Source organism: Paracoccus marinus (genome assembly GCF_007018965.1).
Classification (GTDB): Bacteria; Pseudomonadota; Alphaproteobacteria; order Rhodobacterales; family Rhodobacteraceae; genus Paracoccus; species Paracoccus marinus.
On sequence record NZ_VJYZ01000010.1, the window covers coordinates 218,501 to 233,160 of the forward strand.

General features: G+C 69.8%; 16 protein-coding genes. 7 read left to right on the forward strand and 9 right to left on the reverse strand.

All coding sequences use genetic code 11. The features are described from left to right. Positions 1-31 precede the first annotated feature (31 nt). The 7 genes from tolB to folD all read left to right on the forward strand — a co-directional run bounded on the left by tolB (position 32) and on the right by folD (position 7,491). A complete protein-coding gene (gene tolB / locus FNF32_RS06830; protein ID WP_131672712.1) occupies positions 32-1,369 on the forward strand; it encodes a Tol-Pal system beta propeller repeat protein TolB in 1,338 nt (445 codons plus the stop codon). 29 nt (positions 1,370-1,398) lie between these two features. Next, complete coding sequence (pal, locus tag FNF32_RS06835) at positions 1,399-1,923, forward strand: peptidoglycan-associated lipoprotein Pal (RefSeq protein WP_131672713.1); 525 nt, start codon at positions 1,399-1,401, stop codon at positions 1,921-1,923. Next, the gene (locus tag FNF32_RS06840) at positions 1,923-3,008 is read left to right on the forward strand and encodes a tetratricopeptide repeat protein (protein WP_185961875.1); all 1,086 of its coding nucleotides are present in this window, start codon (positions 1,923-1,925) and stop codon (positions 3,006-3,008) included. The genes pal and FNF32_RS06840 overlap by 1 nt, the downstream gene beginning before the upstream one ends. Then, positions 2,998-4,239 (forward strand): tRNA lysidine(34) synthetase TilS, encoded by a 1,242-nt coding sequence (tilS, locus tag FNF32_RS06845; protein WP_131672714.1) that lies wholly within the window; start codon positions 2,998-3,000, stop codon positions 4,237-4,239. The genes FNF32_RS06840 and tilS overlap by 11 nt, the downstream gene beginning before the upstream one ends. Before the next feature lie 61 nt (positions 4,240-4,300). After that, positions 4,301-6,193, forward strand: a complete 1,893-nt coding sequence (gene ftsH / locus FNF32_RS06850; protein ID WP_131672602.1) for an ATP-dependent zinc metalloprotease FtsH — start codon at positions 4,301-4,303, stop codon at positions 6,191-6,193. Between the two features lie 118 nt (positions 6,194-6,311). Further along, complete coding sequence (locus tag FNF32_RS06855; protein ID WP_131672603.1) at positions 6,312-6,623, forward strand: chorismate mutase; 312 nt, start codon at positions 6,312-6,314, stop codon at positions 6,621-6,623. Then, a complete protein-coding gene (gene folD / locus FNF32_RS06860) occupies positions 6,613-7,491 on the forward strand; it encodes a bifunctional methylenetetrahydrofolate dehydrogenase/methenyltetrahydrofolate cyclohydrolase FolD (protein WP_131672604.1) in 879 nt (292 codons plus the stop codon). The genes FNF32_RS06855 and folD overlap by 11 nt, the downstream gene beginning before the upstream one ends. Before the next feature lie 249 nt (positions 7,492-7,740). Here the strand turns inward: folD and FNF32_RS06865 are convergent, their stop codons facing one another. From FNF32_RS06865 to ruvC, 9 genes are all read right to left on the reverse strand, one after another. Continuing rightward, a complete protein-coding gene (locus FNF32_RS06865; protein WP_143796541.1) occupies positions 7,741-8,247 on the reverse strand; it encodes a hypothetical protein in 507 nt (168 codons plus the stop codon). A gap of 144 nt (positions 8,248-8,391) precedes the next feature. Next, complete coding sequence (locus FNF32_RS06870) at positions 8,392-8,925, reverse strand: hypothetical protein (RefSeq protein WP_131672606.1); 534 nt, start codon at positions 8,923-8,925, stop codon at positions 8,392-8,394. A gap of 143 nt (positions 8,926-9,068) precedes the next feature. Then, positions 9,069-9,572 carry a hypothetical protein gene (locus tag FNF32_RS06875; protein ID WP_131672607.1) on the reverse strand — a complete coding sequence of 168 codons (504 nt, stop codon included), beginning with the start codon at positions 9,570-9,572 and terminating at the stop codon, positions 9,069-9,071. Then, entirely contained in the window at positions 9,569-10,894 is a 1,326-nt protein-coding gene (locus FNF32_RS06880; RefSeq protein ID WP_143796542.1) for a hypothetical protein, read from the reverse strand. The genes FNF32_RS06875 and FNF32_RS06880 overlap by 4 nt, the downstream gene beginning before the upstream one ends. Before the next feature lie 32 nt (positions 10,895-10,926). After that, complete coding sequence (locus tag FNF32_RS06885; protein WP_185961876.1) at positions 10,927-11,343, reverse strand: PaaI family thioesterase; 417 nt, start codon at positions 11,341-11,343, stop codon at positions 10,927-10,929. A gap of 64 nt (positions 11,344-11,407) precedes the next feature. Next, positions 11,408-12,448, reverse strand: coding sequence for a Holliday junction branch migration DNA helicase RuvB (ruvB, locus tag FNF32_RS06890; protein WP_131672609.1), 1,041 nt, complete (start codon positions 12,446-12,448; stop codon positions 11,408-11,410). Continuing rightward, positions 12,445-13,332, reverse strand: a complete 888-nt coding sequence (locus FNF32_RS06895; RefSeq protein ID WP_143796543.1) for a M48 family metalloprotease — start codon at positions 13,330-13,332, stop codon at positions 12,445-12,447. Before FNF32_RS06895 ends, ruvB begins: the two co-directional genes overlap by 4 nt. A 19-nt stretch (positions 13,333-13,351) precedes the next feature. Further along, complete coding sequence (gene ruvA / locus FNF32_RS06900; protein ID WP_143796544.1) at positions 13,352-14,029, reverse strand: Holliday junction branch migration protein RuvA; 678 nt, start codon at positions 14,027-14,029, stop codon at positions 13,352-13,354. Next, the gene (ruvC, locus tag FNF32_RS06905) at positions 14,026-14,520 is read right to left on the reverse strand and encodes a crossover junction endodeoxyribonuclease RuvC (RefSeq protein ID WP_131672613.1); all 495 of its coding nucleotides are present in this window, start codon (positions 14,518-14,520) and stop codon (positions 14,026-14,028) included. The genes ruvA and ruvC overlap by 4 nt, the downstream gene beginning before the upstream one ends. Positions 14,521-14,660: the final 140 nt, after the last annotated feature.

Sequence of the window (14,660 nt, forward strand, 5' to 3'; positions counted from 1 at the left end):
TGCCCGCGAACCCGGAAGGACCGACGATTTGATGTGCCGCCCCCTGCTGATCGCCCTGTCTGCCGCGCTGACGCTGGGCGTCCTCGCCGCGCCCCCGGCGCTGGCGCAGGAAGACACCGGCCCCCTTCGGATCGAGATCACCGAAGGCGTGGTCGAGCCGATGCCGATCGCGGTCGCGCCGTTCTTCGACGCGGGCGGCGGGGCCGCGATGGTGGCGCAGGTCCAGCAGGTGCTGACCGACGACCTGACCGGCACCGGCCTGTTCCGCACCATCGCGAACGAGGCGCAGATCGCGCCCCCCGACAGCTTCGAGGCGCCGATCGCCTATGAGGACTGGCGCGCCGTCAACGCCGAGGCGCTGGTCACCGGCGCGGTGTCGGTCACGGGCGACGTGGTGACCGTGCGGTTCCGGCTTTACGACGTGTTCTCGGGCCAGCCGCTGGGTGACGGGATGCAGTTCGACGCGCCCGTGGACGGCTGGCGCCGCGCCGCGCACAAGGCGGCCGATCAGGTCTATTCCCGGCTGACCGGCGAGGCGCCCTACTTCGACAGCCGCGTCGTGTTCGTGAACGAGACCGGGCCCAAGGACGCGCGCCTCAAGCGCATCGGGATCATGGATTTCGACGGCGAGAACCAGAAGTGGCTGACCGACGACGCGACGCTCGTCCTGTCGCCCAAGCTGTCGCGCGACGGCAAGCGGCTGCTTTACACCTCGTACGAGACCGGCTTTCCCCGCGTGATGGCGCTGGACATCGACACGATGGCCGAGGTCGAGGTGCCGACCGATCCGCAGACGATGACCTTCGGCCCGCGCTTTTCGCCCGACGGGCGCTGGATCATCTTCTCGCGCGAGCAGAACGGCAACACCGACATCTGGCAGATGGACCCGTCCAGCGGCGCCGCCCGCCCGCTGATCCAGGGGCCGTTCATCGACACCGCGCCGAGCTACAGCCCCGACGGCACCCGGATCGTGTTCGAAAGCGACCGCTCGGGCAGCCCGCAGCTTTACGTCGTGTCGGCCGACGGCACGGGCGAGCCCCTGCGGATCAGCTTTGGCCAGGGCCGCTACGGCGCGCCCGCGTGGTCGCCCATCGGCGACCTGATCGCCTTTACCCGCCAGGATGGCGACAAGTTCCACATCGGCGTGTTCGGCCCGGACGGGGCCGAAGAAAAAACCCTGACGGAATCGTTCCTTGACGAAGGCCCCACCTGGGCCCCCAATGGCCGGGTGGTGATGTTCACCCGGCAGACGCCGGGGGGCGACGGGGTGGCCAGGCTGCATTCGGTGGACGTGACCGGGCGGAACATGCGCCCCGTCACGATCGAGGGCGCCGCGTCCGATCCCGACTGGGGACCGCTTCTGCCGTGACGAGGATGGCTGCAATGACGACGATCCGGATGTCCGCCGCAAAACCGGCCGCAGCGCTCGTGCTGGCGCTTGGCCTGTCCGCCTGCGCGGCCCCGCCGCCGCCCCCGGTGGTGGTGGACCCCTATGCCGGAACGGCGGGTGGCGGCGCGGTCTATACCGGCGCGGTGCCGGCAGGATCGCTGAACGGCACGGCCGAGTATTTCCGCACCAATGTCGGCGATACGGTGCTGTTTGACCGCGACCAGACGACGCTCAACGACGGCGCGCGCACGGTGCTTGCCCGGCAGGCCGACTGGCTGCAGCAGAACGGCAGCTTCTCGACCGTGATCCAGGGCCATTCGGACGAACAGGGCACGCGCGAGTTCAACCTGGCCCTTGGCGCGCGGCGCGCGGGCGCGGTGCAGGAGTACCTGATCTCGCGCGGGGTCGGCGCGAACCGGATCCGCACCGTCAGCTACGGCAAGGAACGCCCCGCGGCGACCTGCTCGGACGAGTCCTGCTTTTCGCAGAACCGCCGCGTGGTGACGGTGGTGCAGCCGGGCGCCGGAACGTAATGCTGCGGCTGCTGCACGGGGCCGTCTGCGCCGCGGCGCTGGCGGCGCTGCCCGGCGTGGCGGCGGCGCAGGATGCGGCGATCGAAGCGGTGCCCCCTTCGGCAGAGGCCGCCGTGCCCGCGTCCGCTGAGGACACGCCGACCGCCCCCGACGCAGCCACGCTTGCCGACATGCGCGCTTCGCTCGACCAGCTGTCCGCCGCGCTGCAGTCGCTTCGGGCCGAGCTTCGGGCTGGCGGCGCGCCCGCGTTCCAGGCGGCGGGCGGCGACAGCGCCATCGACCGCATGAACGCGATCGAGGTGGAAATCGCCCGCCTCACCGCCCGCAGCGAGGAACTGGGGAACCGCATCGACCGGATCGTCGCGGACGGCACGAACAGGCTGGGCGATCTTGAGTTCCGGCTGTGCGAGATGACCGAGGGCTGCGACCTTGGCGCGCTGACGACGCCCCCCTTGGGCGGCATGCCGTTCCAGCCCGGCGCGCTGGCCACGCAGGCCTCGTCCACCACCCCCAACGGCGACGTGTCGCGCGGCGCCGATGCAGCGCCGGGCGGTGCCTCGACCGCGGCCGAGCGTGCGGCGTTCGACCGCGCGACCGAGACCTTGCGGGCGGGGGACGCCGCGGGCGCTGCGGACCAGTTCGCGCGCTTTGCCGCCGATCACGCGGGCGGCCCGCTGGCGATCGAGGCGACGTGGCAGCAGGGCGTCGCGCTGGAAGCGGCCGACGACAGCGCCGGGGCGGCTGCGGCGTGGCTGCAGGTGTTCTCGTCCGATCCCAACGGCACCCGGTCCCCGGACGCACTGCTGGGGCTGGGGCGGCTGGCCGCCAACGCCGGCCGGACCGAGCAGGCTTGCAATTACCTGGGCGAGGTTTCGGCCCGCTTTGCTGGAACGCCCGCCGCCACCGACGCCGAAGGTCGCCGCGCCTCGCTGACCTGCCCGACGGCCCCGACGGTCCCGGCAGGCGACGTCGACCCCGAGGCCGCGGCAGATGCGGCCGATCCGGGGCTGGATGTCGGCGCGGGCGCCACCCCCGACCCCGACCCCGACCCCGTCCCCGGCGCGGTTCCGGTGGATGGCGGCTGAGCCGCCGTCCGACGCCCCGACCGTCGTCCACCGCGCGCTGGACCGGCTTGCCGGGGATTGCCCCGCGCTGGGGATCGCGCTGTCGGGCGGCGGTGATTCGACCGCGCTGATGCACCTGGCGCACGACTGGGCCACGCCGCGCGGCGTGGCGCTGCGGGCAGTTACGGTGGACCACGGCTTGCGCCACGAATCCGCGGCCGAGGCGCGGGCGGCGGGCGACGCGGCGGCGGCGCTGGGGATCGCGCATCAGGTTCTTCGCTGGGACGGGCCCGGGGCCGGCAACCTGATGGCGCAGGCGCGCGCGGCGCGGATCGCGCTGATCGCGGACTGGGCCCTGGGGCACGGGATTGCTGCCGTCGCGCTTGGCCATACCCGCGACGACCAGGCGGAAACGGTCCTGATGCGGCTGATGCGGGGGGCCGGGGTGGACGGGCTGTCGGGCATGGCCGCGACGCGCCGCGCGAGCGGCGTCCTGTGGCTGCGGCCGATGCTCGACGTGTCGCGCGACGCCCTGCGGGCCGAGCTTCGGGCGCGCAACGCGGGCTGGATCGACGATCCCAGCAACGACAACACCGAGTTCGACCGGGTGCGGGTGCGGCAGGCGATCGCGGCGCTGGGGCTGGACGCGGGCGCGCTGGCCCGCACCGCGGGCGACCTGCGATCCGCCCGCGCAGCGCTGGACCATGCCGCGCGCGAGACGGCGCGCGGCTTTTCGACCGATCGCGGCTCGCTGACCCTGCCGCTTCCCCCGCTTCTGGACGCCCCGTCCGAGATCCGCCGCCGCCTGGTCGCTGCCGCGCTGCGCTGGGTCAACGGCGCGGATTACCCGCCGCGCCGCGATCCGCTCGCGCATTTGCTGGACGAGATCGGGCGCGGGCGAAAGGCCACGCTGGACGGCGTGATCGTGCGGCCCGGCGCGGGCGCGCTGCGGCTGATCCGCGAACCCGCCGCCGCCCGCCGCGCACCGCCGTCACAGGACGGCCGCGCCTGGGACCGGCGCTGGCGGGTGACCGGCCTGCCCCCGGGCGCCGCCGTTTGCGCGCTGCCGCCCGACATGCTGGCCCGGTTCGACTGGCGCGCATCCGGTCTGTCGCTGGACGAGGCCGCATCGACCCCGGGCGTTCGCCTGCCGTCGGGCCGGTGGCTCGCGCCGGTGCTTTCGCCCGGCGAAGGCTGCACCGCTGCGCCATTGCGCGCCGATCGGGCGTTTGTGTCGCTGCTGTCGCATTGATACCGACCCCCGCAATCCTTACCTTGTGCCACAAAGTTATATCCCCGCGGAGGACCTGCCTTTGGGCAACGCGCGCAACATCGCCTTCTGGGTGGTTCTGTTTCTGATGATCCTGGCGCTGTTCAACGCGTTCAGCGGGAACACGGCCCAGCTCAACAGCCAGCAGATCAGCTACTCGGACTTCATCCGGCGGGTGGACGACGGCGACGTCGCGTCGGTCACGATCGACGGCGAACTGATCGGCATCACCGGCCGCGACAACAAGACCTACGCGACCGTGCGCCCGCAGGGCGAGGAAATCGCCGACCGCCTGATCGGCAAGGACGTCGAGGTCAAGGTCGAGCGCCAGCAGAAATCCGGCTTCATGTCGGCGCTCAGCCTGTGGCTGCCGTTCATCCTGCTGATCGGCGTCTGGATCTTCATGATGAACCGGATGCAGGGCGGCGGCAAAGGCGGGGCGATGGGCTTTGGCAAGTCCAAGGCCAAGCTGCTGACCGAAAAGCACGGCCGCGTCACCTTCGACGACGTCGCCGGCATCGACGAGGCGAAGGAGGAGCTTGAGGAGATCGTCGAGTTCCTGCGCAACCCGCAGAAGTTCTCGCGCCTCGGCGGCAAGATCCCGAAGGGCGCGCTGCTGGTCGGCCCGCCCGGCACCGGCAAGACGCTGCTGGCGCGCGCCATCGCGGGCGAGGCGGGGGTGCCGTTTTTCACCATCTCGGGCTCGGACTTCGTGGAGATGTTCGTGGGCGTCGGCGCAAGCCGGGTCCGCGACATGTTCGAGCAGGCGAAGAAATCCGCGCCCTGCATCGTCTTCATCGACGAGATCGACGCCGTGGGCCGCGCCCGGGGCGTGGGCATCGGCGGCGGCAACGACGAGCGCGAGCAGACGCTGAACCAGCTGCTGGTCGAGATGGACGGGTTCGAGGCGAACGAGGGGATCATCATCATCGCCGCCACGAACCGCAAGGACGTGCTGGACCCCGCGCTGCTGCGCCCCGGCCGCTTCGACCGCCAGATCCACGTCCCGAACCCCGACATCAAGGGCCGCGAGAAGATCCTGAACGTCCACGCCCGCAAGGTCCCGCAGGGCCCCGACGTGGACCTGCGGATCATCGCCCGCGGCACGCCGGGCTTTTCCGGCGCGGACCTGATGAACCTCGTCAACGAAGCCGCGCTGATGGCCGCGCGCATCGGACGCCGCTTCGTCACGATGGAGGATTTCGAGAACGCCAAGGACAAGGTGATGCTGGGCGTCGAGCGCCGCAGCATGGTCCTGACGCCCGAGCAGAAGGAAAAGACCGCCTATCACGAGGCCGGTCACGCCGTCGTCGGCCTGTCGCTGCCGAAATGCGACCCGGTCTACAAGGCCACGATCATCCCGCGCGGCGGCGCGCTGGGGATGGTGGTGTCGCTGCCCGAGGTGGACCGGCTGAACTTCCACAAGGACGAGGCCAAGCAGAAGATCGCGATGACGATGGCCGGCAAGGCCGCCGAGATCATCAAGTACGGCGAAGAGGGGGTGTCGAACGGCCCTGCCGGCGACATCCAGCAGGCCTCGGCGCTCGCGCGCGCGATGGTCATGCGCTGGGGCATGTCCGACAAGGTCGGCGCGGTCGATTACGCCGAGGCGCACGAGGGCTACCAGGGCAACACCGGCGGCTTCTCGGTCAGCGCCCACACCAAGGAGCTGATCGAGGAAGAGGTCCGCACCCTGATCGAGGAAGGCTACGACGTTGCCCGCTCGATCCTGCTGGAAAAGTCCGAGCAGTTCGAGCGGCTGGCGCAGGGCCTGCTGGAATACGAGACGCTGACCGGCGACGAGATTGGCAAGATCATCCGCGGCGACAAGCTGGGCGGCGACGACGACACGCCGCCCTCGGCGATCCCGTCCGTGCAGTCGATCCCGCGCGTGACCCCGCCCAAGGGCGACCCCGCGCCGGTGCCGACGGCCTGACCACGCGGACCTTGCAACGATACCGCGACCCCGGCCCGCGCGGCCGGGGTTTCGTTTTACCTCCGTCCCGGCCCCGACGGGGTTGCACGCGAACCGCTTGCCGGGCAATGAACGCGCCATGACCCAGAACGATCTTTCGCACATCGCCGACATGCCCGCCCTTCGCGCGGCGATCGACGATCTCGACCGCAAGCTCGCGCGGCTGCTGGCCGAACGGACCCGGCTGATCGACCGCGCGGCCGAGATCAAGTCGGGCATCGGCTGGCCCGCCCGCATCGATTCCCGCGTCGAAGAGGTCGCCGCCAACGCCCGCGCCAACGCCCTTGAAGCGGGCTACGACCCCGATCTGGCCGAGGCCCTGTGGCGGCTGATGATGGAACATTTCATCGCCCAGGAAGCCCGCGCGCTGGAGGAACCCGATGACCGCTGACCTGATCGACGGCAAGGCCACCGCCGCCGCCTTGCGCGCCCGCATCGCCGCGCAGGTCGCGGCGATGAAGGCCGACCACGGCGTGACGCCGGGCCTTGCCGTGGTGCTGGTCGGCGACGATCCGGCGTCGGCGGTCTATGTCCGCTCAAAGGGGCGGGCGGTCGAAGAAGCCGGGATGGCGGGCTGGCAGCATCGGCTGGCGGCGGACGCCTCGCAGGACGAACTGCTGGCGCTGATCGGGCGGCTGAACGCGGATGACGCGGTGAACGGGATCCTCGTCCAGCTGCCGTTGCCCCGGCACATGGACGATGCGGCGGTCATCAACGCGATCGCGCCGGAAAAGGACGTGGACGGGTTCACGGTGCTGAACGCGGGGCGGCTGGCCGTGGGGCAGAAGGCGATGGTGCCCTGCACGCCGCTGGGCTGCCTGATGCTGCTGCAGGGCCGGCTGGGGTCGCTTGCGGGCAAGCACGCGCTGGTGATCGGGCGGTCGAACATCGTCGGCAAGCCCATGGCGCAACTGTTGCTGGCAAGCGACGCGACGGTCACGGTGGCCCATTCGCGCACCGCCGACCTGCCGGCGCTGTGCCGCCAAGCCGACATCGTGGTCGCGGCCGTGGGGCGTGCGCATTTCGTCAAGGGCGACTGGATCAAGCCGGGCGCCGTGGTGATCGACGTGGGCATCAACCGTACCGACGCCGGTCTGGTGGGCGACGTGGATTTCGACGCGGCGCGCGAGGTTGCGGCCGCGATCACCCCGGTTCCCGGCGGTGTCGGCCCGATGACCATTGCCTGCCTGCTGGCGAACACGCTGACCGCTGCCGCCCGCGTGAACGGCCTGCCCGATCCGCAGGGGCTGACGGGCTGAGGTCGAGAGGCGCCAAGCGTTCCGGTTTGCATGGCGAGGCTTGATCGCAGAGTTGGCTGACAGACCCGGTTAGTGCTCCGCCCGCGCAGCACCCCCCGGACGCGTCCCGCGCCTTGGCAGGAATGCCGGACATCGGCTCGCCCCGGCCATTGACCAGCTCGGGCCGGACCGCCAAGGCCCGCAGGCGCGGCGAGTTGGTTTGAGCGCCGCCGTAAAGCAGCAAGCGGCAGGCGGCCTGGCTTGCGCCGCTCACAGGAACTCGGACCCGCCGCACGGAACGGCGTTCAACGGTCTGCCCCGTCCGTCGACAAGTTCGGCGCGTGCGGCAAGCTCGCGCAGCCGGGGCAGGTCGTTTTCCGTCTCGCCGTAAAGCGCGGCCCGGCATGCCTTCCACGCCGCCGTGTTTCCTCCGGTCTGCGCCGGTTGCGCCTTGAACATCCGGACGAGCGGCGGCGGCCCTTCCGGCAGGTCGCCCCAGATCAGCCGATAGCCAAGCTCGATCAGGGGCAAGGCGTCCTCCGGGTCGTTCCAGGTAAGAAGATACGACACCTGCCGCTCGGGCGCGGCGCGGATCAGCCACTCGGATGCCAGCTGCATCAGGTTCTCGCCGTGCAGCCTTGCCCCAAGATGGACGCTTCGGATCAGGTCGTGCTCAAGGGTCAGTCCTTCTTCGGAGACGCGTCCTTCCACAAAACCCATCTCTCCGGTGAGTGCGGACCAAACATCGAATAGCGCGAACCTGTCGATGGCGATCAATGAGAAGTTCCTCCGACGTATGAACGAGTTGCCTGATCCCAGCCCTGCACTTGCGGAAAGTGCTGAACCACTCGCCACTTGGCCTGCCGAGCGTCGCAGAGACGGTCGTCGATGTCACGGTCACGCCGGAAACCTCCTTCGCGCCTAGTTCTCGGCTCCTGCGGCATGCCCCCAGATACTTTCCGCGTCTTTGCACGGAATATCGGTCATGTGCTTGCCCCGGCCGTCGACCAGTTCGGGCCGAATTGCCAGCTCCCGCAAGCGTGGCAGGTCGTTCTCAACATCGCCGTAAAGCAGCTGCCGGCATGCGGCCCACCTTGCGGTCGGCGCTGTCTGTCCGTCGCTTGCCATCCTGAACATCTGCACGAGCGGCGGCGGCCCGTCGGGCATCGGACCCCAGATGAGCTCGTGGGCGATGGTGAACAGCGGGATGACGTCCTCGGGATCGTTCCAGGTGAGCAGCGCGCCGACATGGTCTTCCGGTGCCGCCCGGATCAGCCATTCGGTCGCGAGACGCATGAGGTTGTCGCCGTGGCGGGCGGCCTTCACGCGGACGTCGTAAATCAGCGGATGATCGGGGGTGAGGTCTTCAAAGTCGATTGTTCCCTCGACGAACCCCGTCTCCATGATCAATGGCGACAGGGTGTCGAAGATGGCGAAGGCATTGATGGCGATCATCCTGGGTTCTCAGGAATGTAGGAAAGCGATGACTGATCCCGGCCTCTTACGACGGGAAAGTGCTGAGCTACATGCCAAGCACGACCGCCGCCGTTCCGCTCGACCTTGGTCATCATTGCTCAATACCCGAAACCGGGTTCATGCTAGAGGATGACTGCCCCCTCGCAAGGTATCGAGGGGAGCGGGTTGCCTCCTCCGTCCACGAGGTCGGGCCGGATCGCGAGTTCGCGCAGGCGGGGAAGGTCGTTCTCGACCTCGCCATAAAGCCGCATCCGGCACTCGGCGCACCGGATCGCGGGATCACCGATCGACCCGGCAACCCTGAACAGCTTGATCCGGGGCGAAGGGCCGCCGGGCAGATCGCCCCATATCGCGCGGTAGAAGGGGTCGATCAGCGGCCTGAAATCCTCAGGCTCCACGCTGACCAGCAGCCCGTCGATCTCGTCGTCAGAGGCCGCATCAAGCATCCACTCCAGCGACAGACGGACAAGGTTCTCCCCCTGCCGTCGCGCGAGAATGGCGGTGTTGCGGATCAGGGGGTTCTCCGGGGTCAGGCTATCGCCGGCCAGCGTTCCATTGGAGATCGCTTCTTCGCTGCTGAGCAAGGCGAGCGCCTCCCGAAGGGCATAGCGTGACACAGCGATCATTCTATCAAGCCATTCGGGTAAGACTGTGTTGCTTGGCTCCACCCTTTCACGACAGGGAAATGTTGCGTTACCTGCCATCGCTGCGCACTTTGGTTCCAAGCGACCCGCGTGAAGGTACCAGTCACTCCTGAGACGGGCTCGGCTTCCTGCCACGCCTTCCGTTTGCCCGTTGGGCTTTCGCTGACAATGTGCTTTCCAGTTCCCTGCGGCGCAAAGAACCCGTGATCGATAGGTCGCCCGTGGTTGAGAGTGACAGGATGTTCAACCAGTTCGCCAAACCCCGGCGCTTTGGTCAAATCGACGCCCTGTGCCCTCAATGCTTCAAACGCTGCATCCCGCGTCTCTAACAGATCGCGATACGTGTTGAAGCGCCCCGAGTATCTGCTCGGGTTCCAAGTACCGTCGGGCGCATAGCCGGTCGTGACGCGGGCGCGCAGGGCTTCATCGGACACCTCCGGCCCATGGCGGCTGACGACGTGACCGCCCTCGATCCCATCCAGCTCCAGCGCGCGCAGCCTCGCTTGCGCCTCGCCCGGCGGCTGATGATTTTCGTCGGTTCTTTTCCGCTCGCGAAGCGGCGCCGAATCCGGGGCTGACGCGTCTCGCGGATGCGGTTCGTTCACAGGCGTTCGCTTGACGCGAGCGAGCCTTCCCATCACCCCTCCGGTGAGGAGCGAACCTGCCGCGCGAAGCGGGTCGTCCTTGAGTTCTTCGGCGATCGAGCCGACGATTTGCATGCTGCTCTTGCCGCGCTTCGCCTCGATGACGGTTGCCCCGTCGGCCAGGCGGTCGATCATGCCGATCGAGGTCTGCTCGTAGGCGAGTTGGCCCAGGTCGGCCATGCCTTCACCCGTCGCCGACAGCGAGTTCCGGTAGTAGGCTCCGGGCTCGGTTCCCGGCGGGTCGCGGTCGCTGCTGGGCCGTATGTGGCCCTTCCAGACATCTTCGACCAGGTGCGGCAGGGCGCAAACCGCGTCGTCGACTCCGGCACCGACGCGCAGCACACCCGTCGAAAGCCAGTTGGCGTCCTCTGTCAGCTTTTCATATGCGTGCTCTTTCGCCTCGGGCCGCATGCAGAGGCCCGACGCCAGATATCCGTCATCGTTGTTGATCTTGTCGGCCGCCGACTGAAGCACCGGGCCGATCCGCCGCATCGGCGGCACGCCGGCGGCGACGACCGGAACAGGTGAGCCGGAGAAGATGAAGGGAGAGACGGGTTGCGAGCTGCTGATCTTGGGTTCGGAACGTGGCGCCATGGAAAACCCCTGGTGATAATATAAACGGCCGATCGCTCCGGCAAGGCTGCCTGCTGCGTTCCCCATCCCGCAACGGTTATTCGTTCAGGCGGCGCCCCCTACGGCTCGACCGGCAGCATCGTGCCGAGGAGCGTCGCGGCGTGTTTGCGGGTGCCGCCCGTCTCGGCCCACACCTCTGCCGCCACCACCACGATCCGGCGGCCGGCGCGCAGGACGCGGCCCTCGGCCACCAGCCGGTCGCCAAGCGCGGGGGAAAGCAGGTTGATCTTCATCTCGACGGTCATCACCTCGACGCCCTCGGGCATCGTGGACAGCGCCGCATAGCCCGCGGCGCTGTCGCCCAGCGAAAAGGCGAGGCCGCCGTGCCCCGCGCCGTGCTGTTGCAGGACATGGGGCGCGATCGGGGCCGCGATCACGGCGCGGCCGGCGCCGGCTTCCAGAAGCTCGGCGCCCAGCGTCGCCATCATCGTCTGCCGTGCGAAGCTGTCCCGCAGCCGCCGTTCCGTGTCGTCCATCAACCGATCCCCCTGCTCGTCGCCGCGCGCCATTCGGGCATGGGTCGGCGGAACGATCAAGGGATCAGCCGTCGAACAGCCCCACCTGCGCCGCCTTGGGCTGGTCCAGGCCAAGGTGCCGCCAGCCCAGTTGCCCCAGCATCCGGCCACGCGGCGTGCGCTGGATCAGGCCCTGTTGCAGCAGGTAGGGCTCGATCACCTCCTCGATCGCGTCGCGGCTTTCAGACAGGGCGGCGGACAGGGTTTCTACCCCGACCGGGCCGCCGCCGTAATGTTCGGCCATCAGCGTCAGGTAGCGGCGGTCCGCGCCGTCAAGGCCAAGGTCGTCCACGCCCAGCCGCGTCAGCGCGCTGTCCGCGATCTCGCGCGACAGGCGGCCGTCGCCCTCGACCAGCGCAAAGTCCACGACCCGGCGCAGCAGTCGCCCGGCGATGCGGGGGGTGCCACGGGCGCGGCGGGCGATCTCGCGCGTGCCCTGCGGGTCGGCCTTGATCCCCATCAGCCGCGCGCCGCGGGCGACGATCAGGTCCAGTTCCTCGATGGTGTAGAACTGCAGCCGGGTCGGGATGCCGAAGCGGTCGCGCAGCGGCGTCGTCAGCAGGCCAAGCCGCGTCGTCGCGCCGACGAGGGTGAAGGGTTGCAGCTCGATCCGGACCGTCCGCGCCGCCGGGCCCTCGCCGATCACCAGATCCAGCTCGAAATCCTCCATCGCCGGGTACAGGACCTCCTCGACCGCCGGGTTCATGCGGTGGATCTCGTCGATGAAGAGGACGTCGCGCGCCTCGAGGTTGGTGAGGATCGCGGCAAGATCGCCCGCCCGCGCCAGCACCGGGCCTGATGTCATGCGGAAGTTCACGCCAAGTTCGCGGGCCATGATCTGCGCGAGCGTGGTCTTGCCCAGACCGGGCGGGCCGTGGAACAGCGTGTGGTCCATCGCCTGACCGCGCATCCGCGCGCTGTCGATGAACACGCGCAGGTTCGCGCGCGCCTCGGCCTGGCCCACGAACTCCTCCAGCCGCTGCGGGCGGAGCGCGCGGTCGTCGGCGTCGCCCTCGACCGGCTCGGGGCGCAGGGTCGGGTCGGGGCCGGACGAAAAGGCCGTCATCCGCGCCGGACCGGGGGCACGCGGCTGGCCTGCGCGGGGGCAGAGGTCGGCGCGCCCGTCATCGCGGCAAGCCGGTCGATCCGGTCCTGCGTCGGCGGGTGGGTCGCGAACAGCCTGTCCGCCTTCAACGCCGACAGCGGGTTGATGATGAACATCGCGGCGCTGGCCGGGTTGCGCTCGGCCGGGACGTTGACCGTTCGGCCGGCCGCGTTCGCGATCTTGGCCAGCGCCGAGGCGAGCGCCATCGGCTTGCCCGAAATCTCGGCCCCGCCGGCGTCGGCCGAGAACTCGCGCGTGCGCGAGATCGCCATCTGCACCAGCCCGGCCGCGAGCGGCGCAAGGATCATGGCGAGGATCCCGCCAACTGCGCCGCCGCGTTCCCGGCTACTGCTGCTGAACATCGCCATGTTGCCCATCATCGCGATCGCCCCGGCCATCGTCGCGGTGACCGTCATCGTCAGCGTGTCGCGGCTGCGGACATGGGCCAGCTCGTGCGCGATCACGCCCGCAAGCTCGTCGCGCGACAGGATCCGCATCAACCCCTGCGTGACCGCCACGGCCGAGTTCTGCGGGTTGCGGCCGGTGGCAAAGGCGTTCGGCTGCTCGGTCTGAAGAACGTAGACCTTGGGCATCGGCAACCCGGCGTTTTGCGCGAGTCCGCCAACCAGCGCCACGAGGTCGGGGGCGGTCGTCGCGTCCACCTGCACCGCGCCCTGCTGGCGCAGCACCGCCTTGTCGCTGTTCCACCACGCCCACAGGTTGCCCGCGCCCGCGAACACCAGCGCGATGACCGCGCCGCCGCGCCCGCCCAGAAGCCAGCCAAGCGCCATGACAAGCGCGGTCATGGCGGCCATCAGGATGAAGGTGCGGATGTTGCCCTGCATGTCGTGACCCTTTCGAACGCTACTGCCGGGGAGCCAGCGCCCGCAGCGCCGCGCGGATCAACGCGGGCGTGGCCGCCTGCGGTTCCGCGGCGGCGGCTTCGGTGACGGCGGCGGCGGCCTCGGACGGGCCGTAGCCTAGGTTGGTGAGCGCCGACAGCGCCTCGGCGGTCGCCTGCGCGGACGACGGGGCCGGGGGGGCGGCGGCGCGGCGGGTGGGGGCGGGGGGCGCGTCGCCCTCGATCACCTCGGGGGCGGGGTCCAGCGTCACCGTCAGCGCGCCGCCCATGGCGATGACGCCCGGGGCCTTGTCTTTCAGTTCCAGCACGATCCGCTGCGCGAGTTTCGGCCCGACCCCCGGCGCGCGGCGGATCGCGCCGGCGTCCGCCAGCGCGATCGCCCGGCCCGTGCCTTCGGCGCCGAGCGTGCCCAGGATCGCCAGCGACGCCTTGGCGCCCACGCCCTGCACGCTGGTCAGAAGCCGGTGCCATTCCTTTTCCAGCAGGGTCGGGAAGCCGAAAAGCTGCAGCAGGTCCTCGCGCACCAGAAGGTCGGTGTAAAGCGCCGCCGCCTCGCCCACCGGGGGCAGCGACGCGGCGGTGCGTTCGCTGACGTGGACGAGGTAGCCCACCCCCCGCACGTCGATCAGGACGTGGTCGGGGGCGCGGTGCAGGATCACCCCGGCGACGCGGCCGATCATGCGACCACCTTGATGCGGAGGCTGCGCGATTGCAGGTGCCGGGCGTGGCAGATCGCGATCGCCAGCGCGTCGGCGGCGTCGGGCCCGGCAAGGTCCACGCCCGGCAGGGTCAGGCGGACCATGTGTTCCACCTGCTGCTTTTGCGCGTGACCCACGCCCACGATCGCCTTCTTGACCGCGTTCGGGGCGTATTCCCCGACCGACAGCCCCGCCTGCGCGGGCACCAGCAGCGCCACGCCCCGCGCCTGCCCCAGCTTCAGCGTGCCGACCGCGTCCTTGTTGACAAAGGTCTGTTCCACCGCCGCCTGATCGGGCAGGTGGGCCGCGAACACCTCGGTCAGGCCGCGATACAGGTCGGCCAGCCGCGCCGCGAGTTCGGTGCTGCGTGAGCGCACGATCCCGTTCGCGACATGGCGGATGCGCGAGCCGTCCACGGCGATCACGCCCCAGCCCATGTTGACCAGCCCGGGATCGATGCCCAAGACGCGCATTGTTGCCTGCCCTTCGAACTGCTTCTTGTTTTTCCGACGGTTAGCACGAAACGCGAACACCGCCTAGCGGGATTTGCGGATGGCGGCGGCCTTGCCGCACCCGCCTTGACCCTTGCGGGTCGATCTGGAACAACGTCCCG

Coding starts and splice junctions, on each gene's coding strand:
- ruvB (WP_131672609.1), bottom strand. CDS start 12,448: ATGACGGCCTTTTCGTCCGGCCCCGACCCGACCCTGCGCCCCGAGCCG.
- ruvC (WP_131672613.1), bottom strand. CDS start 14,520: ATGCGCGTCTTGGGCATCGATCCCGGGCTGGTCAACATGGGCTGGGGC.
- ruvA (WP_143796544.1), bottom strand. CDS start 14,029: ATGATCGGCCGCGTCGCCGGGGTGATCCTGCACCGCGCCCCCGACCAC.
- FNF32_RS06840 (WP_185961875.1), top strand. CDS start 1,923: ATGCTGCGGCTGCTGCACGGGGCCGTCTGCGCCGCGGCGCTGGCGGCG.
- pal (WP_131672713.1), top strand. CDS start 1,399: ATGTCCGCCGCAAAACCGGCCGCAGCGCTCGTGCTGGCGCTTGGCCTG.
- FNF32_RS06895 (WP_143796543.1), bottom strand. CDS start 13,332: ATGCAGGGCAACATCCGCACCTTCATCCTGATGGCCGCCATGACCGCG.
- FNF32_RS06855 (WP_131672603.1), top strand. CDS start 6,312: ATGACCCAGAACGATCTTTCGCACATCGCCGACATGCCCGCCCTTCGC.
- tilS (WP_131672714.1), top strand. CDS start 2,998: ATGGCGGCTGAGCCGCCGTCCGACGCCCCGACCGTCGTCCACCGCGCG.
- FNF32_RS06880 (WP_143796542.1), bottom strand. CDS start 10,894: ATGGGGAACGCAGCAGGCAGCCTTGCCGGAGCGATCGGCCGTTTATAT.
- FNF32_RS06875 (WP_131672607.1), bottom strand. CDS start 9,572: ATGATCGCTGTGTCACGCTATGCCCTTCGGGAGGCGCTCGCCTTGCTC.
- tolB (WP_131672712.1), top strand. CDS start 32: ATGTGCCGCCCCCTGCTGATCGCCCTGTCTGCCGCGCTGACGCTGGGC.
- folD (WP_131672604.1), top strand. CDS start 6,613: ATGACCGCTGACCTGATCGACGGCAAGGCCACCGCCGCCGCCTTGCGC.
- FNF32_RS06870 (WP_131672606.1), bottom strand. CDS start 8,925: ATGATCGCCATCAATGCCTTCGCCATCTTCGACACCCTGTCGCCATTG.
- FNF32_RS06885 (WP_185961876.1), bottom strand. CDS start 11,343: ATGGACGACACGGAACGGCGGCTGCGGGACAGCTTCGCACGGCAGACG.